This window comes from Kribbella antiqua (assembly GCF_004345665.1).
Classification (GTDB): domain Bacteria; phylum Actinomycetota; class Actinomycetes; order Propionibacteriales; family Kribbellaceae; genus Kribbella; species Kribbella antiqua.
In genome coordinates this window covers 134,529-151,723 of record NZ_SLWR01000004.1, presented here as the reverse complement: position 1 = coordinate 151,723, position 17,195 = coordinate 134,529, and the positions used below count along the sequence as shown (strand labels likewise).

The following is a 17,195-nucleotide window of genomic DNA, read 5'->3' as shown; positions in this document are numbered from 1 at the left end:
CCTCCTGAAGGAGTCCGGGCAATCCCCTAATGGACCAGCACGAAGTCGCTCGGGTCGAGCCTGCGCGTGCGGCGCCAGTACGACACCGTGAACTCCGGCCAGATGACCGAGTTCCGCCCCTGCGCGTCCAGGTACCAACTGTTGCACCCCGACTGCCAGACCGTGTCGCCGAGCTCGTTCTGGATCCCGCCGACGAACCGCTCCTGCGCCTCCTCGCGCACCTCGACGTACGACGCCCCGCGCCGCCGGAGCAGGTCCAGCGCCTGCATCACGTAGCGCACCTGGGCCTCGATCATGAACACCATCGAGGAATGGCCGAGCACGGTGTTCGGACCGACCAGCAGGAACAGGTTCGGGTAGCCGGCGACGGTGATGCCGAGATGGGCGCCGATGCCGTCGCGCTTCCAGTGCTCGGCCAGGTCGATGTCGTCCTTGCCGAGGATCCGCATCCGGGTCAGGTTGCCGGACACCTCGAAGCCGGTGCCGAGCACGATCGTGTCGCACCGGTGCTCGACCCCGTCCGCGGTGACGACGCCGGTCGGGGTGATGCGCGCGATCGAGTCGGTGACGACGGCAACGTTGGGCCGCGCGAGGGCCGGGTAGTAGTCATTCGAAATGAGGATGCGCTTGCAGCCGATCTGGTAGTTCGGCGTCAGCTTGGCGCGTAGCGCCGGATCGGTCACCTGCTTGCGAAGATGACGTTTTGCTTGGATTTCCAAGGCTTTCATCAGCTTCGGGTTGCCGGCGAAGCCGAGACCGCGACCCTCCAGACCCCAGTAGATCGCGTTCCGGATCGCGCGTTGGCCGGCCGGGAAGCGGGCGTGCAGAGCGCGTTCGCGCGGGCCGATCGCCCGGTCCGGCTTGGGCGTGATCCACGGTGGCGTCCGCTGGAACAGGTCCAGGTGCGCGGCCTGTTCGGCGACCTTCGGGACGAACTGGATCGCCGAAGCGCCGGTGCCGATCACCGCGACGTTGCGGCCGCGCAGGTCGTGTTCGTGGTTCCACTGCGCCGAGTGGAACGTCGTACCGGCGAAGGAATCCAGGCCGGGGATGTCCGGCAGCTTGGGCTGGTGCAGGCTGCCGACGCCCGCGACCAGAGCCTGGGTCTCGATGGTCTCGTCGCCGTTCACCGTCACGGTCCAGCGCCCGGTCTCCTCGTCGAACGCCGCCTCGGTGACCTCGGCGCCGTACCGGATCTTGTCGCTGATCCCGTACTTGTCCGCGCAGTGCCTGAGGTAGGCGAGGATCTCGTCCCAGGGCGCGAACATGCGGGTCCAGTGCGGGTTCTGCTCGAACGAGAACGAGTAGAGGTACGACGGGATGTCGCAGGCGCAGCCGGGATAGGTGTTGTCCCGCCAGGTGCCGCCCAGGTCGCCGGCCTTCTCCAGGATGACGAAGTCCTCGCATCCGGCCTGCCGCAACTTGATCCCCATACACAACCCGGCGAACCCGGACCCGACGATGACCACCTGAGCCTCGATCCGTGGATCCTGGCGGGGCTGCGCGGCACTCGGCGGGCACAACGCGGCGTTGGAGGGCGAGGCACGGAGAACCCCACTCCGAGCCTCGCCCTCCGCCTTGCGCTGCACTCCGCCGAGCACCTGCTCGCTCCCGCCATCATCCACGGATTGAGGCTCTGCCATAGCAGCGAAGGTTACCGGCGAGTCACTCAGTGCGGCTAGTGCTTGAGGCGGTGCAGGATCTCGCCGGCGTTGGGGATGACGAGGGTGTCGGGGTCGTTCTCGTACGCCGCGAGGTCGAAGTCGGCCGGATCCAGGTAGGCGAGGTTCGCCCGCCGTACGACGTCCTCCGGGATGCCGGTGGCGAGGGTGACGTGGACGCGGAGGTGCTCGCCGGTCGCCGGGTCCCAGGTGCCGGCGCCGCGGAGGTGGGTCGAGTGCGCGAGTACGCCCCAATGCAGGTCGCGGAATCGCTCCCACTGGCCGAGGAAGTAGTCGCGGCAGTGGTAGCCGATCTCCTCGATCTCCGGGTGCATGGCGGCCAGTTGGGTCACGTGCGGCGCGTAGAGGATGACCTCACCGCCGTCGGCGACGATCGGCTCGACCTTGTAGAAGCCCTTGGCCGCGGTCCAGATGTCCTGGTACTTGGTCGGCATCAGCGATACGACCCGCCGGACCGGATGATCCAGGTAGCGGACGTGGGTCTGGGCGGAGATCTCGGCGGCGGCGCGCCAGGAGGAGCTGGTGTCGCCGAACGCGATCGCGTGCAGGGCTTCGGTGCCCGACTGCGCGACGACGGACAGGGCGAGCTTCTCCGCGGGGATCATCGCGGCGGCTTCGTCGATCAACGCGCGTACCGGCGTGATGCCCGGCATCCCGATGATGTTGCCGCTGGTGATCAGGGCGCCGAGCCAGTGCGAGAAGTCGATCACCTCCTGGCCGGCGACACCGGGGAAGAAGTACTTGTTGCCGCCGGAGAAGCCGACCACCTCGTGCGGGAACACCGGCCCGACCACCAGCGCGACGTCATGCTCGACGACGGCACGGTTGAGCCGGACCGGGACCTCGTCGCGGAGCATCTCGTCGGTGATCTCGCCGACCCGGTCCGCGTGGATGGTGCCGAGGTCGGCGAAGGTGTCAGGCTTCCACCACTCGTGGTTCAGCACGTTCGGATAGTCGCCTCCGAGGTGACCGCGCAACTGCTCTTCGGTCATCTCCGCGTGGGTGCCCAGGGCAACCAAAATGGTGAGCTTGGCGACCCTGCCGTCGAGGGCTTGATGAACCGCCTTCAGCAGCAGCGGAAGCGGGCAGCTCCGGGTCGCGTCGGGGACGATCACGCAAACACTGCGTCCCTCCAGCCCGGCGCCGGCCAGCGAATCGCCGACGAACGCCATCACCTCGTCCTCGGTCAGGACCTGATCCGGTCCACCGATCACCGCCGCCGGTCGCACCTCCGTAGTACTCACAATCCTCGACCCTACCCAGCTCCCGCCCGCCGGGGAATGGCTCCCGGCTGTGATCGATCCGGAACCTCTTGTGAGCAAAGGGAAATTCTCTTCATCGTCAGGTAAGGGAGCGAACCGTTGACCGGTTCGCGGGGCGGGCGCAGGATCGGCATGTCAGCAGGGGAGCGGGCGACAAGCAAGGGGGAGTTCGACCATGTCGGACACGATCGAACGGCCGGCCGGGGCGCGACCCGAGGGATTCGGGGGAGTGGTCCTGCAGGACGGAGATCCGGCGTACGACGAAGGCCGGGCGGTCTTCAACGCGATGATCGACAAACGGCCGTCGATGATCGCGCAATGCGAGTCGGCCGCCGATGTGGTTGCGGCGGTCAACTATGGCGTCGCGCAGGAGCTGGAGATCGCCGTACGAGGCGGGGGCCACGGGGTGGCGGGGACCGCGCTGACCGACGGCGGACTCGTTGTCGATCTGCGGCGGATGAACAGCGTCCAGGTCGACCCGGAGGCGCGAATCGCGCGGGTCGGCGGCGGTGCGACCTGGGGCGATTTCGACCGCGCGTGCCAGCCGTATGGGCTGGCGACGACCGGCGGCCGGGTGTCGACGACCGGGGTCGCGGGCCTCACCCTCGGCGGCGGGTCTGGCTGGCTGGAGCGGAAGTTCGGGCTGGCCTGCGACAACCTGGTGTCGGTCGAGGTCGTCACCGCGGACGGCCGGCTGCTGATCGCCGACGAGACCAAAAACACCGAGCTGTTCTGGGCGCTGCACGGAGGCGGCGGGAACTTCGGCGTCGCGACCTCACTGACCTTCCGGTTGGAGTCCGTGCCGACGACCACGCTCGCGATGCTGCTGTGGCCGGCCGAGGCCGGTCCTGCGGTGGTACGTGCATACCGGGACATGATCGAGCGCGGCGTGTCCGAGAACCTTGGGGGCGGCGTGCTGTTCCTGACTGGCCCGCCGGAGCCGTTCGTGCCGGAGCATCTCCAGGGGCAGCAGGTGGTCGCGGCCGGGGCGATCTACGCCGGGCCCGAGGCGGAGGCGCGCGAGGCGTTCGCGCCGATGTTCGCGCTCGGGCCGGTCGGCGAACTGGTCGCGGAGATGCCGTACGCCGATCTGAACTCGGCGCTCGACGATCCGCCGGGCTTCCGCAACTACTGGTCCGCCGAACACTTGGCCTCGTTCCCCGACCCCGCCGTGCAGGTGTTCTGCGACCGGGCGGAGGACATGGTGATGCCGTCACCGTCGCAGCAGATCTGTCTCCCGTGGGGTGGGGCAGTGTTGCGGGGCGCTGACAAGTGGCCGCTGCCGCACCGCCGGGCCGCGTGGGTCGTGCACCCGTTCGGGCTGTGGGCCGATGCGGCGGACGACGTCCGCGGGCGGCAGTGGGCGCGCGATCTCTGCTCGGACCTGCACGAGTGGTCGACGGGGTACGTGTACCTGAACTTCATCGGCAACGAAGGACAGGACCGCGTCATCGCGGGCTTCGGACAGGACAACTACGACCGGCTCGCCCGGGTCAAGTGCGAGTTCGATCCCGAGAACGTCTTCCACCTCAACCAGAACATCCTCCCCAGCTGGCCTTCAGCCAGCTAGTCGTTCGGCGGTCCGGTGGCCTTCCTTGTGGAGGGGTAGGCGGGACCACTGGACCGCCGCGACGACTGCGTAGGCGACGGCGCCGAGCGGTGCCGCCCAGAGCCGGAAGAATGGCAGCTGCCCGCTGACCGCGGTCGCGGCGAAGATCACGCCGAAGACGATCAGTCCGGCGACCGTGCCTCGCCGCCGGCTGTCGAGCGCCGTACCGGGAAGTGGGCCCAGGTGCCGATCCAGTACGACGCCCAGCGCGCTGAGCCCGGCGACTGCCGTGACTGCGAAGACCAGGCCGCCGGGGATGCCGCCGAGGACGATCGCGAATGCGTTGAGGCCTGTCAAGACCGCGACGGCGACGGCCATGTCCAATGCGCCGAAGGTCAGCTGGCCCATCCGGCGCTTGCCCAGGTCGACACCGTTGGCGGTTCGGGACGGCCCTGGGTCGCCTGTGAAGCGTCGTACGGTCTGGATGATGCCGGTCAGCAGGACGATCAGGATCAGGACGCCGAGGACGGACAGGACCAGGGAGCGTGTCGGGGACATGTACGCGCGGACGTCGCCACCGCCGTAATCACAGGTCGCCGAGGGTGGGAACCAGCTTGTGTGCACAGTCACGCCGGCGCTGTTGTCGCTGCCCAGCTGCCGTGCGCAGTCCTCGCTCGGCTCCCACCAGCCTGGCATCGACGTGGTCACCGCCACTGTCCACGCCATCGCCAGCAGCAGGCCAGCCGTCAGCAGAATCCCCGCCCATCGCTTCACCGCTCTACCCTCTCAGGTGCCCAGTGCGCGTAGCTCTGCCCGGTACTCCGCCCGCCGCCCCATGCGACCAACGGTAGCGTCCACGTGTGACGGCGTACGAAGGTTCTTATCTGTGGGAGCTTCGGCAACAGGTCGGGTCGCGACTGTTGCTGATGCCAGGAGCGCAGGTGCTGGTGGTGGATGCCGGCCGGATCTTGTTTCAGCGCAGCCGGGACACCGGGCTGTGGGAGTTGCCTGCGGGAGCGGCGGAGCCGGGTGGGAGTTTTCGCGCGACGGCCGCCCGGGAGCTGTTCGAGGAGACCGGGCTGGAGGTGGCTTTGGAGGATCTCGTTCCGTTCGCGAGCTTGTCGGAGGCGGAGCTCCACACGCTCACCTACCCCAACGGCGACGTACTCCACTGTTTCGCGTTGTGCTTCGAGGCGCGGCGGTTTCGTGGTTCGCTGAGGCCGGCGGCCGACGAGGTGTTGGAGCTGGGTTTCTTCGACGAGCCGCCGGGGGAGTTGCATCCGCCGACTCAGGTGGTGTTGAGGTTGTACGACGCTTATCGGGCGACTGGGGTGTTTCAGGCCTGGTAGCAGTGTTGGGTGCCGTAGGCGGTGAAGCCGGCCTGGCGGAGGATGGGGGCTGAGGTGGTGGTGCGGCCCTTGACGAGCGCGAGTGTGGCGCCTGCGGCGGCACCGGCTTGGCAGCGGGACGCGAGGAGCGCGCGGTAGGCGCCGCGGCCGCGGGCCTTCTCGAGCACACAACCTCCCCAGAGGCGCACGACGTCGCCCGCCAGCGTATAGCCGGCCGAGCCGGCGATCTCGCCGTCCACTTCCACGACGAACCTGAGGCTCGACCGGTCCCCATCGGCGATCTTCTGAGCCTCGGCGTCGAGGTGCTCCCGCGGTGGACCGGGCCAGCCGAAGACCTCGGAGTCGACCTCCGCGGCCCGATAGATGCTCTCGGCATCCAACGCCGGCCGCACCTCGACATCCTCCGGCACGCCGAGATCCATTCGGTCGATGTTTGCCAGATCACGTGCCAGGATCTCGACGACTTCGACCTCCTCGAAGCCGTGCTGCCGTAGTACCTCGGCGGTGTTCAATGGCGTCGTACGCCCGTCCACCCACCAGCGCACCACCGGCCGGACCGCGCCACGCGCCCGGACCTCGGCGATCACCTCCTCCAGGGGCCGCTCGGTCGCCGACCACTGGACCGAGGCCCGGTCCGCGTACAGCGTCAGCCGATAGTCCGGCCCGATGAAGTCCTCCGCGTCCGGCGGGACGAACACCCAGTCCGCCGCGGCCTCCAGCACTCGTCGCTCCACCCACCGATGTCTACCAGGGGACCGGCCCACCGCGGTTCCCTGGAGGGGGGAGTCCGATCCCTGGTGGTTCCCGGAGTGGAGAGCTTCAATCGGAGCAGGAGAGGGGACATCATGAGCGAGCGAGAGGACTTCCTGGAGTGGGTGGGGGCGCGGCTCCGGGAGGCGGAAGTGGCGCTTCACAACGGAGACGCCGGCCCACGGCGGGCGATCTGGTCCACGTCGGATCCGGTCACCGTCTTCGGGGCGTGGATGGATGCCAACGGCGCGGCGGAGGCGTTCCAGCTGTTCGGGCGACTCGAGGACAGCTTCAGCGACTGCACGTCGTACATGCATGAGGTGATCTCGGCCGACGTGAGCGGCGATCTCGCCTACACGGTCGGCTACGAACACACGGCCGCCAGCGTGCAGGGGGAGCCGCGCAAGTACACGCTGCGCGTCACCCAGATCTACCGTCGCGAAAACGGCGAATGGAAGGTCTTCCACCGCCACGCGGACACCGTCCAAACCACAGCCGACTAGCGGAACGCCAGACCACAACACGCTGCGCAGGGGCCGTGCACCGGACCGCCAGGCCAACACGCTGCGCAGGGTCCGCCCACCGGACCGCCAGGCCATCACAATGCTGCCGGCGCGGGGCACATCCCGCTTGAGGCCGAGCTGGTGCTGCGATTGTGATGGCCTGGGCGTCCGGACCTGAGCCACTCACCAACGGCGCGATGCGGCCCCGGACCACGCTCGAACCTCGGGCGGGCGGCGCGCGATGGCCGGGTTGGTGAGTGCGGCAGGTCCGCAGTTGCCGGGGCGGCCGGGCGGCAGTTGTCAGGGCAGGCGGGCGGCTTCGGTGCGGAGGTAGTCGGTGGTGGAGCGTGGGGTGATGCCGCGTTCGCGGAGTGGTTCGTCGGTCCAGTCGGCGGCGCTGAGGTCCTGGAGCAGACCGCCACCGAGGGCCGAGGCGAGCCCGTCGTTGGTCCGGTTGAGCAGGCGGATCGCGAGCCGGGCGGCGAACCGTGGCATCCGCTGGACCTTCATTTTGCGATGGGTGAGGTCCTCCGCGATGGCGATCGCCTCGTTCCGGCTGAGCGCCTCGGGGCCGCCGAACTCGACCACCGCGGGCGGATCGGGTTCGACCGTGACCGTCGCGACCAGGGCCGCGACGTCGTCGGTGCTCACCCACCGGTGCTTGGTGTCGCCCTTGCCGATCACCGACACCTTGCCCGCGCCGATGTCGAACCGCCCGAGCGGCCCGAGATGAATCTCCTGGAACGCATCCGGCCGCACGATCACACTCCGCAGGCCTGACATCCAGAGGCGCTTCTCGTTCGCCAGTTTCGCGTTCTCCAGCGTCGTACCGATCCCGGAGTCGACACCGGCGAAGGAGAGGTAGACAAACCGCCGTACGCCGGCTCCCTCGGCCGCCTCGATCAACGACGCCATACCGTCCCGATCGACCTCGCGAATCGACGGCCCGGGCTGACCGGCCAGCCGGCGACCGATGACCGTCGCGGTCGCGATCACGGTCTCCACTCCCTGACACGCGGCGACCAGGCTGTCCGGATCGACCAGATCGCCCCGGACAACCTTCGCCCCCAACCCACTCAGCCGATCCCCGTCCGTCCCCGGCCGAACCAGGCACCGCACGTCGTGCCCATCCGCCAGCAACAACCGGACAACCCGCCCGCCCAACTCCCCAGTCCCACCCACCGCAAGCAACATCACAACCCCCTAAAACAACCCCCACCCCGACCGTGACCCCACCACCCCACGTCTGGCAACCCTTTCCGGAACATTTTCGTCACCTGGTGCCAATTTGTTTCCGAAGATCAGCTGCCGGAGGTGGGCGAGGAGGTTGCTGGTGGCAACTAATCAGCTGGGGGTGCGGCCGGGCTTTTCGGTCGGGCCGGCGGGGTTGCCGCCGGCGACGCAGCCGACGTACAGCTCGATCTGGGTGCGGAAGCGCTCCACGGCGGCCCGGTCGTGGTGTACGACGCCAGCGGCTTCAACCCGCTGGGTGCGGCGATGTTCGAGGGTGCCGTTTCGGCCGCGGGTCGCCCGCGGCCGCCGGCGTCGCAAGGTACTTGCCGTCGGCAACACCTGCCGCGGATTCCGGTACGCCGCGCAGGAACGTCGGGTTCTGCGCGACCAGCTTCTCCAGCCAGCGGTCGAAGTCCTGTGCCATCTGCAGGATCGCGGCGTCGGCGACCAGATCGCGCCAGCCGAGCTGGTTGTCGATGCGCCCGTCGTGGTACTTGCTCAGGTCAACGATCAGCCGTCAACCGTCGTCTCCAGCACCGTCCACGGTCCGCAGGCTAGCTCTCCCGCATCCCCAGGTTTTCAGCCCATGCTTTTCTGGCCGTCGATCGTTTCGCGGATGATGTCCGCGTGGCCGGCGTGCTGGGCGGTTTCGGCGGCGATGTGGAGGAAGACGCGGCGGACCGACCAGAAGACGCCCGGTGGCTGCCACGGAGCGGCCGGGAGTTCGTAGCTGGTGTTGAGGTCTAGGGTGCGGACCAGGTCGTCGGTGGCGGCCGCGACCTTCTCGTACTCGGCCAGTACGTCGGCCAGCGTCTCACCTTCGACCAGGCGGAAGTTGCTCTCCCACTCGGCGATCATCTCCGGGGTGAACTCGGTCTCCTCAGGTGTGTCCTGACCGCCACCGTTCTGCGCGAACTCGGCCCACTGCCGCTCGACCGCGGTGACGTGCTTGATCAGACCGCCGACCGTCAACGCGCTGACGGTGCTCCGGGTGTTCGCCTGCTCGTCGGTGAGCCCCTGCGCGGTGTACCGGAGGAAGTACCGGTGCTTCCCCAGGAAGTCGAGGATGTCTGCCCGCTCACTCTGCTCGATCGTCATACGACGAGCCTAAGAGCCATAGCGGCCAGTTGGTGTCCTCTACTTTTCACCAATCACAACCTGGCACAGAGCTGCTGCGCGGGGCTAAGGTGCCTAGGGGGTGGTGTGGGGGCCGAACCCGTTGCGGACAAGGGATTTCGAAGACCTCGGGCAGTTCTGCCCGGGGCCCGTTGTTGTCATGCCTGGATCACATGCTCCGAGGGGGCGCCACAGTGGGAACGATCACGACCAGCGATGGCATCGAGATTTTCTACAAGGACTGGGGTGACGGTCAGCCGATCGTCTTCAGTCACGGGTGGCCGCTGTCAGCCGACGACTGGGACAACCAGCTGCTGTTCTTCCTGCAGCAGGGGTACCGCGTCATCGCGCACGACCGCCGCGGTCACGGCCGCTCCACCCAGACGGGTGAGGGCCACGACATGGACCACTACGCCGACGACCTTGCCGCGGTCGTCGAACACCTCGACCTGCACGACGCCATCCACGTCGGTCACTCGACCGGCGGCGGCGAAGTCGTGCACTACCTGGCTCGGCACGGTGAGAGCCGGGCCGCCAAGGCCGCGCTGCTCTGTGCGGTACCACCGCTGATGGTGAAGACCGACGCCAACCCCGAAGGCCTGCCCAAGGAGGTCTTCGACGACCTCCAGGCCCAGTTGGCCTCCAACCGCTCGGAGTTCTACCGGGCTCTGCCGACGGGGCCGTTCTACGGCTTCAACCGCCCCGGCGCCGAGTCCTCCGAGGCGATCATCGCGAACTGGTGGCGCCAGGGCATGATGGGCGGCGCCAAGGCCCACTACGACGGCATCGTCGCGTTCTCCCAGACCGACTTCACCCAGGACCTGCAGCAGATCACCATCCCGGTCCTAGTCGTCCACAGCGAAGACGACCAGATCGTCCCGTACGCCGCATCCGGCCCGAAGTCAGCCGATTTGCTCAAGAACGGCATCCTCAAGACCTATCAGGACCTCCCGCACGGCCTACCCACCACGCACGCCGACGTAGTCAACGCCGACCTCCTCGAGTTCTTCCGTTCCTAGCGACACCAACCTCCAGTCGACGCCGTACGGCGTACGAGTCAGCGGAGGGCGCCACGTGTGACGTGGCGCCCTCCGGATCGGTTACGGGGTCGGGTCGGCGTAGGTGCCGCCGAAGATGTCGGAGTTGCCGAAGGCGCCCGGGCACACCTGCTGCACGGGTGGGGCTACGGCGTCAGGCTCTTGCGTCTTGGACAACTGATGGACGATGTCCTCCTCACCGCGTGGCTCCTCGGGGTCGGCCACCGGTCCGCCGGCTGCCACTGCCTCGTTGTGCAGTGCGAGGCGGTAGGCGTCGATCGGCGGGCAGTCCGCGGCCCGTCGTACGTCGTTCCAGACGGCCGCGCCATAGGTGCGCGTGGCCGCCGCATAGACGTAGTCACCCAGGAACTCAGCTGCCAGGTTGTTCTGACTGCTGCCCCTCGGGTCGCCGCCGGGGCTTCGGTGCACCGCGGTGAAGGCGCCCACCGTGCCACCCGAAACGTCGGCGTGCTTGACCACGGCGAGCAGGTTGCGCGGCGACGACGTGTCGTTGCGGAACGGTGTGGTGAAGGCGTTGTAGACCACCCAGACGTCGGTCCCGTTCGGTGAGATCGCCGGGGCGGCGTAGTAGCCGCGATCGCCGCCTGTCTCGATGGTCCTCGTGCTCCAGGACGAGCCACCGTTGGTCGAGGTGGCGAACATCACGTGCTCGTTGTTGAGGCCGTCACGGCCGTCGGCCCACGCGTTGACGATCCGGTTCGTCGCGTCGGCGCCGGTCGGCGCGCCGTTGGCGATGTCCACGCTCGGAGCCGGGCCGAGGTCGTCGCGGGCTCCCGCGATACCGTCTTCGACACACCGCCCGATGGACGGCTCGAAGGCGTTGCACAGGTCGGTCGCGGGGATGATCGGCCGGGCTTTGGTCCAGTGAGCACCGCCGTCGAAGGACTTGGCCATGATCTGGAAACCGTTACCAGGCAGGCCGAACGCGCCTTGGTAGGCGAACACGTACGCCACACCGTGGCTGTCGGTCCGGACGCTGCACCCGGACCTGCCGAATCCCTGCCGGGTGTTGGGGTTCGCGGCCGCCGGTGTGACCTGGTGCGTGGTCCAGCTGTCACCACCGTTGGTGGATGTCGCCACCACCAGCGGCTCCGACCGGCCCGGCACACCGCGGTAGGCCGCGTAGCAGATGTAGGCGTGACCGAAGAACGGGCTCGACGAGGCGTTGTCGGCCCAGACCTGCTCCTTGTCGGAGAACAGCGCCGCGTTCTGCTTGCTGACGATCACCGGCCTCTTCCAGTTGGCCTTGTTCGTCACGATGCTCTCGGTCAGCCCCGTCGAGGCCGGTGCGTCGATCCGCGACACCGCGATCGCCTCGAAACCAGCGAACGTCCTGCGTCCTGGGAAGTTCGACGCCAGGTTCGCGTAGTACAGCCGGGAACCATTCGCCCAGGAGAAGCCGCCGTTGCGGTACACCGGACCGAACGCGACCGCGGGATCACCGTCGGACACCAAGCCTGATTCGTAGTACCAGGGCAGGGTGCCGATCGGGCCGAACTGCGGTGCGCACAGCGGATCGGTGTTGCCGGGAACGCCGAGGCAGTTCCGGGCAGTCCAGCCTGTGTACGTCGGCTGGATCCACGTCGTACCGCTGTTGAACGAGAAGTAGACCCCCGATCCGCCGACCCCGTCGGTGAACGGGCAGTCGTTGTCGGGCCCCGCGTTGCATGCCTCCATGTCGATGTTGTCGTTCGCGCCCGCCGCCAGCACGGCCGGGTGGTTGGCGTCGATCGCCACCGCCGGCTCGTTCTGCTTGTTCTGCGAGAACGGCCCGGTCGGGCTGCCCACGGTGATGAGAGTGTCCGGATTCAGCGCACTCGCAGTCCCCGCCGGCACCACCAGTAGTGCCGCCGCTCCGATGATCCCCACCCATAAACGCTTGCGCATGGGCCCCTCCTTTCGCCCAAGAGCGAGGAGCCGAGGTGTGGTCCCCGCTCACGAGGAAACCTCTCGGCCCGAAGCTACGCCGCAATCGAACCCTGCGCGAGACCTGAGAGCCGCTCCTCCCGTGCCGGGCACGGACGCGAAGTTCCGTACGGCGCACGGATGACCGGGGTCCGGATCGCTCGCAGCCTGGCGGCAGGTCTTTCCAAGGAGCTGATCGAGATGTTGATCCCGTCCGAAATGGCAGCCGCCGTGGCCGCCGAGCGCCGCCGTAAGCTACTCACCGCAGCCGAAACGCACCGCAGAGTACACGGATCCGATCCCGTACCACGCCCGAAGTTCAACGTCAGCCGAGGTCTGGCGACGGTCCTGGCCGGTTTGGTACGGCGCGGTGCAGTGCCTCTGTCGCAGACAGCCGCTGTCCCTCGTCGTCCCTGGGCGAACAGTACGGCGGCCAAGGCCTCGAGCGCCCGTACGAGGACGAACGACTGACCGGCCAGGACAACTGCCTCGACGCAGCTGGCCATGAGCCTCTCGGCCTGGGCGAGATCCCCTTGCTCATAAGCCCGTTCGCCCAGCACGTAGAGCGCTCGAGCGGCGCATCGTTGATCGCCGAGGCGGCGCAACGTCGGTAAAGTCCCGGCGACCAAAAGCGCAGCCTCGTCGTGGTCGCCGCGCAACCAGGCCAGTTGGCCGAACGCAAGGGTGGCGTGGACCTGGTCCTCCTCACTGCCGGCCGCTTCCGCCAAAGCCCTGCTCTCGGTGAGCCACTCGTGCACCTCGTCGTCGGCGATACCGGCGTACATCGCCCGTTGCGCCATCAGGACAGTCAGCGCGCGGTCCCATGGGTGATCATCGCCGAGCAACGCCAATGCCTCGTGCAGTTTGGGCAGCATCAGTTCGGGCTCGATCCACATCGCCGCCGTTCCGACCGCCAGGGCTGCCGTGGACTTGGTGACGTCGTCCAGACCGGTGGCAAGCCGAGCTGCCTCGGCGGCGAGGTCGTAGGCGTCGCGAGCGTCCGAGTTGTGCAGGATCGCGCTGGCGGCGGCGAGGCCGGCGGCGACGCCGGGCGTGGCGGGCGGATCGCCGAGGCCGCGCACCCTGCCGATCCAGTCGCGCGCCTCGAGATGCTGGCCGGTGACGTCCCAGAACCGTTGCAACGCAGCGATCCAGTGCCAGGCGGACTCGACCTCGCATCCGGCGATGCTCTCCGCCAGACCGGCCCGGAGGTTGGGCTGCTCGGCTGTCAATCGGTCGACCCAGCTCCGTTGATCCTTGCCGCGCAGCCCGTCCGCGCCCTCTTCGGCGAGTCCCAGCTAGTAGTCGGCATGCAGACGCCTGACGGCGGATTCGACTCCGGACTGGGTCGATCGCTCGGCGGCGTACGCGCGAATGGTCTCCAGTAGCCGGTAGCGGCGGCTGATCCGGCCAACGGTCGAGACGAGCGACTTGTCGACCAGCCTCGGCAGCAAGGTGATCACCGACGCGTCCGCCGGGCATACCGCCCGGGCGGCCTGGTAGTCGAAGTCGGCGGGGAACACACCGAGGCGATCGAGCAGCATCCGCTCGTCGTCGTCCAGCAGTTCGTAGCTCCAATCGATTGCCCCGCGCAACGTTTGCTGTCGCGCCGGCGCCGTACGCGCACCTGCTGACAGCAACTCGAAACGTTGGTCCAGGTGCTCGACCAGGCCGGCGGTCTCGGCGGAGGCGGGGGCGATCATCGGCGGCACCGGCAGCGGCCGTACCCCGTAGGTCACCTCGGCCGGTACGCCGAGCGGCTCACGGCTGGTGGCGAGGACGCGAATCCGGCCACCCGCGGTCAGCAGGTCGGCCACGATCTCAGCGGCTTCCGCAACCACATGCTCGCAGTTGTCGACAACCAGCAGGCACCGCAGTCCGCCGGCCACCTCGCGGAGAGTGTCACGCAGCGACCATCCCGCCTGCGGTACGACGCCCAGTGCCCGGGCCAACGTGTCGCCGACCAGATCAGCGTCGACAGGCGCCAGGTCCGCGAACCGAGCACCATCCGGCAACGAGCCCGCACCGACCGCCGCCATCCGGAGAGCGAGCCTCGTTTTGCCGACTCCTGCAGGGCCGACGAGCGTGACGAGACGGTGCGCATCGATCAGCGCAGCCAGCTCGGTTACGTCGTGTTCCCGGCCGATCAGGCTTGTCAGCGGTGTAGGAAGCGGCGATTCGGTGCTGCGGCGCAGTTCAGTGCCGAACTCGACCAGCGCCGCCCGGTCTGTGGCGCCGAGCTTGCGCAGCAGGGCCGCGATGTGACTCGACGGTCCGGACCGAGACGTGCAGCCGCTCGGCGATCTCGCGGTTGCGAAGCCGCTCCGCTATCGCCGACAAGACCTCGAGCTCCCGCTCGGTGACTCCGGCGCGAGCCAGCTGCCCGTACTGGCCTGTAATGACCCGTCGGATAGGCGATGCCGAACCCAACGCCGACGCGTGGGCGACCGAGGACGAGACACGCGCCGACATCGTCGGCTGCTACCAGCGTGTCTGGGACAACGCAGACGCGACGATCGACGCACTCGCCCTCGACGCACCCGGCCGAGTGCCCTGGTGGACAACCGGCGACGTCACCCTGCACCGGATCGCAATCAGTGCGCGCACCAGCCTGCCCAGATGAGGTCCTCACTTTCGTACCTGCGTGATCAACCAGTCGATTGAAGCAGGCAGTTCAAGCGGAGTGGATGTTCTTGTTGAGACGGCGGGTGTTATCCGGAGGTGTGGTTAGGGTAGCCTCACCTGCGTGATCGTTTGCCACTGCGAGGTCGTCAGCGACCGCGACGTCCGCGAGAGCATCGCCGACGGCGCTCGTACGCTCGCGCAGGTGTGCGGGGCGACCGGGGCGGGCCGGAACTGTGGCGGTTGCGTCTTCTCGTTGAAGCGGTTGTTGTGCCAGCATGGGAGGTCGGTCTCGGCAACCTCGTTCACGGAGGTGGCAAGTGCAACCGGTTGACCCACGCGTCGTCGTACTGCTCAACGAGGCGCTGACACTCGAGTTGACGGTCATCAACGGGTACTTCCTGGAAGCCCGGATGCTCGACAACTGGGGATTCGGCCGGCTCGGCAAGGTCTTCTACGACCTGTCCATCGACGAGATGAAGGACGCCGACGCGCTGATCAACCGCATCCTGCTGTTCGACGGTCACCCGAACCTGCAGAAGCTCGGCGCGGTGACGGTCGGTGAGAACGCCGAGGAAATGCTCCGGCTCGGGCTCGAGAGCGAGCACTCCGCGGTGGCGAAGTTCAACGCCTCCGCGCAGGAGTGCCACACCCTCGGCGACCACGGCACCGCCGCCGTCTTCGAGGAAATGGTCCGCGACGAGGAAACCCACGTCGACTGGTTCGAAACCCAACTCGACGCGATCGAACGCGTCGGCCTCCAGCAATACCTCGCCCAGCAAATTGAGCCTGGAAAGTCCCCTGGCTGAGCGAACGCCTCGGCTGAGCAGGACCTGCTGAACCGAAGAGGGCGCCACCGCAACGGGTGGCGCCCTCGGTTATCTGATCAGGCCGGGAAAGGAACCCCGGTGTTGCTGTGGCAGCGGTAGCCGTTGGGGTGCTTGTGTAGGTACTGCTGGTGGTAGCAATACCGCGTGGGTGACAGAAGCGGCCAGCGTCGACGACTACGTGGAAGTCGCTGGCCAACTGATGGCCAGGGACTTCAGAAGACGTGGATCGGGCGGAGTTCGATGGTTTCGCCGGGGCCTGCGAAGGTTTGGGCTACGGCGTCGGCGCGTTCCGGGGTGTCGACGTCGATGAGGAAGAAACCGGCCAGGTGTTCCTTCGACTCCGAGTACGGGCCGTCGGTGACGACCGGGCGGCCGGAGTAGCGGTAGAGGCGGGACGTGGCCGGGTCGCCCAGGGCCTCGCCGCCGAGCAGTTCGCCGTTGGCCTGGAGCTCGCTCAAGAGCTTCTCGAAGTCCGAGTTCAGCCGGTCGCGTTCGGCCTTGGGGAGGGCCTGGTGCTCGGCCACGGTGTCGCCGGTCGGGTGGCCCCACGGCTGCGGGCTGGAGTGGATCAGTACGACGTACTTCATCAGAGATCCCTAACGTCGGAGCAGCCGCTGGTCGGCCCTCTCGAAGCTACATCGGGGCCGACCCACGACTCTCGACATTTCAGCCGTTCACTCGGGGAATGGGACTCCGGTGTTGCTGTGGCAGCGGTAGCCGTTGGGGTTCTTGTGTAGGTACTGCTGGTGGTAGGGCTCGGCGTAGTAGAAGGTTGTGGCGGGGGCTATCTCGGTGGTGATGTCGCCGTAGCCGAGGGGCTTGATGACCGGGGCGTAGAGGTCACGGGTGCGTTCGGCTTCGGCTCGCTGGGCGTCGGTGGTGTAGTAGACGGCCGAGCGGTACTGGGAGCCGAGGTCGTTGCCCTGGCGCATGCCCTGGGTCGGGTCGTGGGTTTCCCAGAAGACCTTCAGCAGGTCGGTGAAGGTCGTCTTCGACGGGTCGTAGACGATACGGACGGCCTCGGTGTGACCCGTGCGGCCGGTGCAGACTTCCTCGTACGTCGGGTTGGGCGTATAGCCACCGGCGTAGCCGACGGCCGTGGTGTAGACCCCCGGCTGCTGCCAGAAGATCTCCTCGGTGCCCCAGAAGCACCCGGTGCCGAACCAGACCTCCTCGAACCCCTCGGGCGCGGCGGCGGTCTGCGGCGTACCGAGAACGATGTTCTCGTCCGGTACGGCGAAACCGGGTGACGGCCGGCCGGGCAGCGCGGCCTCGGGCTCGACCAGGGCTGTGTTGCGCTTGAAGAACGACATCTCACGCCTCTCGCAGAATGACT

20 protein-coding genes are annotated in these 17,195 nt (G+C 67.9%); 7 read left to right on the top strand and 13 right to left on the bottom strand.

Going from position 1 to position 17,195, the window contains the following annotated elements; translation table 11 throughout:
• Positions 1-26 precede the first annotated feature (26 nt).
• Both EV646_RS13200 and EV646_RS13195 read right to left on the bottom strand, forming a co-directional pair.
• The gene (locus tag EV646_RS13200; protein WP_132148159.1) at positions 27-1,643 is read right to left on the bottom strand and encodes a flavin-containing monooxygenase; all 1,617 of its coding nucleotides are present in this window, start codon (positions 1,641-1,643) and stop codon (positions 27-29) included.
• 35 nt (positions 1,644-1,678) lie between these two features.
• The gene (locus EV646_RS13195) at positions 1,679-2,926 is read right to left on the bottom strand and encodes a lactate racemase domain-containing protein (RefSeq protein ID WP_199236960.1); all 1,248 of its coding nucleotides are present in this window, start codon (positions 2,924-2,926) and stop codon (positions 1,679-1,681) included.
• 193 nt (positions 2,927-3,119) lie between these two features.
• Here EV646_RS13195 and EV646_RS13190 point away from each other — a divergent pair, with 193 nt between their 5' ends.
• The gene (locus tag EV646_RS13190) at positions 3,120-4,514 is read left to right on the top strand and encodes an FAD-binding oxidoreductase (protein WP_132148157.1); all 1,395 of its coding nucleotides are present in this window, start codon (positions 3,120-3,122) and stop codon (positions 4,512-4,514) included.
• Here the strand turns inward: EV646_RS13190 and EV646_RS13185 are convergent.
• A complete protein-coding gene (locus EV646_RS13185) occupies positions 4,503-5,267 on the bottom strand; it encodes a hypothetical protein (protein WP_132148155.1) in 765 nt (254 codons plus the stop codon). The genes EV646_RS13190 and EV646_RS13185 overlap by 12 nt on opposite strands.
• 86 nt (positions 5,268-5,353) lie before the next feature.
• Between EV646_RS13185 and EV646_RS13180 the strand changes: the two genes are divergently transcribed.
• Positions 5,354-5,842, top strand: coding sequence for an NUDIX domain-containing protein (locus EV646_RS13180; protein ID WP_277875105.1), 489 nt, complete (start codon positions 5,354-5,356; stop codon positions 5,840-5,842).
• Here the strand turns inward: EV646_RS13180 and EV646_RS13175 are convergent.
• Positions 5,830-6,576 (bottom strand): GNAT family N-acetyltransferase, encoded by a 747-nt coding sequence (locus EV646_RS13175; RefSeq protein WP_132148153.1) that lies wholly within the window; start codon positions 6,574-6,576, stop codon positions 5,830-5,832. The genes EV646_RS13180 and EV646_RS13175 overlap by 13 nt on opposite strands.
• A gap of 111 nt (positions 6,577-6,687) precedes the next feature.
• Here EV646_RS13175 and EV646_RS13170 point away from each other — a divergent pair, with 111 nt between their 5' ends.
• On the top strand, positions 6,688-7,095 hold the full coding sequence (locus EV646_RS13170) for a nuclear transport factor 2 family protein (RefSeq protein WP_132148151.1): 408 nt from the start codon (positions 6,688-6,690) through the stop codon (positions 7,093-7,095).
• A gap of 300 nt (positions 7,096-7,395) precedes the next feature.
• Here EV646_RS13170 and EV646_RS13165 read toward each other — a convergent pair whose 3' ends face one another.
• From EV646_RS13165 to EV646_RS13155, 3 genes are all read right to left on the bottom strand, one after another.
• A complete protein-coding gene (locus EV646_RS13165; protein WP_132148149.1) occupies positions 7,396-8,289 on the bottom strand; it encodes an SDR family oxidoreductase in 894 nt (297 codons plus the stop codon).
• A 283-nt stretch (positions 8,290-8,572) separates the two neighbouring features.
• The gene (locus EV646_RS13160) at positions 8,573-8,752 is read right to left on the bottom strand and encodes a hypothetical protein (RefSeq protein WP_132148147.1); all 180 of its coding nucleotides are present in this window, start codon (positions 8,750-8,752) and stop codon (positions 8,573-8,575) included.
• A 155-nt stretch (positions 8,753-8,907) separates the two neighbouring features.
• Entirely contained in the window at positions 8,908-9,426 is a 519-nt protein-coding gene (locus EV646_RS13155; RefSeq protein WP_132148145.1) for a DinB family protein, read from the bottom strand.
• A gap of 212 nt (positions 9,427-9,638) precedes the next feature.
• On the opposite strand from EV646_RS13155, the gene EV646_RS13150 reads away from it, so the two are divergent.
• On the top strand, positions 9,639-10,463 hold the full coding sequence (locus tag EV646_RS13150) for an alpha/beta fold hydrolase (protein ID WP_132148143.1): 825 nt from the start codon (positions 9,639-9,641) through the stop codon (positions 10,461-10,463).
• Positions 10,464-10,544: 81 nt separating this feature from the next.
• On the opposite strand, the gene EV646_RS13145 is transcribed toward EV646_RS13150, so the two are convergent.
• The 4 genes from EV646_RS13145 to EV646_RS40940 form a co-directional block, all read right to left on the bottom strand.
• On the bottom strand, positions 10,545-12,389 hold the full coding sequence (locus EV646_RS13145) for a sialidase family protein (protein WP_132148141.1): 1,845 nt from the start codon (positions 12,387-12,389) through the stop codon (positions 10,545-10,547).
• A gap of 74 nt (positions 12,390-12,463) precedes the next feature.
• Positions 12,464-13,639: a hypothetical protein gene (locus tag EV646_RS13140; RefSeq protein ID WP_132148139.1), complete on the bottom strand. Its 1,176-nt coding sequence runs from the start codon at positions 13,637-13,639 to the stop codon at positions 12,464-12,466.
• A 66-nt stretch (positions 13,640-13,705) separates the two neighbouring features.
• The gene (locus EV646_RS13135; RefSeq protein WP_132148137.1) at positions 13,706-14,446 is read right to left on the bottom strand and encodes an ATP-binding protein; all 741 of its coding nucleotides are present in this window, start codon (positions 14,444-14,446) and stop codon (positions 13,706-13,708) included.
• 157 nt (positions 14,447-14,603) lie between these two features.
• Complete coding sequence (locus EV646_RS40940) at positions 14,604-14,879, bottom strand: response regulator transcription factor (RefSeq protein ID WP_132148135.1); 276 nt, start codon at positions 14,877-14,879, stop codon at positions 14,604-14,606.
• Here EV646_RS40940 and EV646_RS13125 point away from each other — a divergent pair.
• The 3 genes from EV646_RS13125 (at position 14,806) to bfr (ending at position 15,838) form a co-directional block, all read left to right on the top strand.
• Complete coding sequence (locus EV646_RS13125) at positions 14,806-15,030, top strand: mycothiol transferase (RefSeq protein WP_132148133.1); 225 nt, start codon at positions 14,806-14,808, stop codon at positions 15,028-15,030. The two genes, EV646_RS40940 and EV646_RS13125, sit on opposite strands and share 74 nt — an antisense overlap.
• A 123-nt stretch (positions 15,031-15,153) precedes the next feature.
• Positions 15,154-15,363, top strand: coding sequence for a (2Fe-2S)-binding protein (locus EV646_RS13120; RefSeq protein WP_132148131.1), 210 nt, complete (start codon positions 15,154-15,156; stop codon positions 15,361-15,363).
• Entirely contained in the window at positions 15,350-15,838 is a 489-nt protein-coding gene (gene bfr / locus EV646_RS13115) for a bacterioferritin (protein ID WP_132148129.1), read from the top strand. The genes EV646_RS13120 and bfr overlap by 14 nt, the downstream gene beginning before the upstream one ends.
• 233 nt (positions 15,839-16,071) lie before the next feature.
• Here the strand turns inward: bfr and EV646_RS13105 are convergent, their stop codons facing one another.
• Together EV646_RS13105 and msrA are read right to left on the bottom strand one after the other, a co-directional pair.
• Entirely contained in the window at positions 16,072-16,446 is a 375-nt protein-coding gene (locus EV646_RS13105; RefSeq protein ID WP_132148127.1) for a YciI family protein, read from the bottom strand.
• Positions 16,447-16,533: 87 nt separating this feature from the next.
• On the bottom strand, positions 16,534-17,172 hold the full coding sequence (gene msrA / locus EV646_RS13100; RefSeq protein WP_132148125.1) for a peptide-methionine (S)-S-oxide reductase MsrA: 639 nt from the start codon (positions 17,170-17,172) through the stop codon (positions 16,534-16,536).
• Positions 17,173-17,195: the final 23 nt, after the last annotated feature.

Coding starts and splice junctions, on each gene's coding strand:
- EV646_RS13160 (WP_132148147.1), bottom strand. CDS start 8,752: ATGGCACAGGACTTCGACCGCTGGCTGGAGAAGCTGGTCGCGCAGAAC.
- msrA (WP_132148125.1), bottom strand. CDS start 17,172: ATGTCGTTCTTCAAGCGCAACACAGCCCTGGTCGAGCCCGAGGCCGCG.
- EV646_RS13145 (WP_132148141.1), bottom strand. CDS start 12,389: ATGCGCAAGCGTTTATGGGTGGGGATCATCGGAGCGGCGGCACTACTG.
- EV646_RS13170 (WP_132148151.1), top strand. CDS start 6,688: ATGAGCGAGCGAGAGGACTTCCTGGAGTGGGTGGGGGCGCGGCTCCGG.
- EV646_RS13165 (WP_132148149.1), bottom strand. CDS start 8,289: ATGTTGCTTGCGGTGGGTGGGACTGGGGAGTTGGGCGGGCGGGTTGTC.
- EV646_RS13105 (WP_132148127.1), bottom strand. CDS start 16,446: ATGAAGTACGTCGTACTGATCCACTCCAGCCCGCAGCCGTGGGGCCAC.
- EV646_RS13125 (WP_132148133.1), top strand. CDS start 14,806: ATGACCCGTCGGATAGGCGATGCCGAACCCAACGCCGACGCGTGGGCG.
- EV646_RS13190 (WP_132148157.1), top strand. CDS start 3,120: ATGTCGGACACGATCGAACGGCCGGCCGGGGCGCGACCCGAGGGATTC.
- EV646_RS40940 (WP_132148135.1), bottom strand. CDS start 14,879: ATGTCGGCGCGTGTCTCGTCCTCGGTCGCCCACGCGTCGGCGTTGGGT.
- EV646_RS13200 (WP_132148159.1), bottom strand. CDS start 1,643: ATGGCAGAGCCTCAATCCGTGGATGATGGCGGGAGCGAGCAGGTGCTC.
- EV646_RS13155 (WP_132148145.1), bottom strand. CDS start 9,426: ATGACGATCGAGCAGAGTGAGCGGGCAGACATCCTCGACTTCCTGGGG.
- EV646_RS13135 (WP_132148137.1), bottom strand. CDS start 14,446: ATGGCGGCGGTCGGTGCGGGCTCGTTGCCGGATGGTGCTCGGTTCGCG.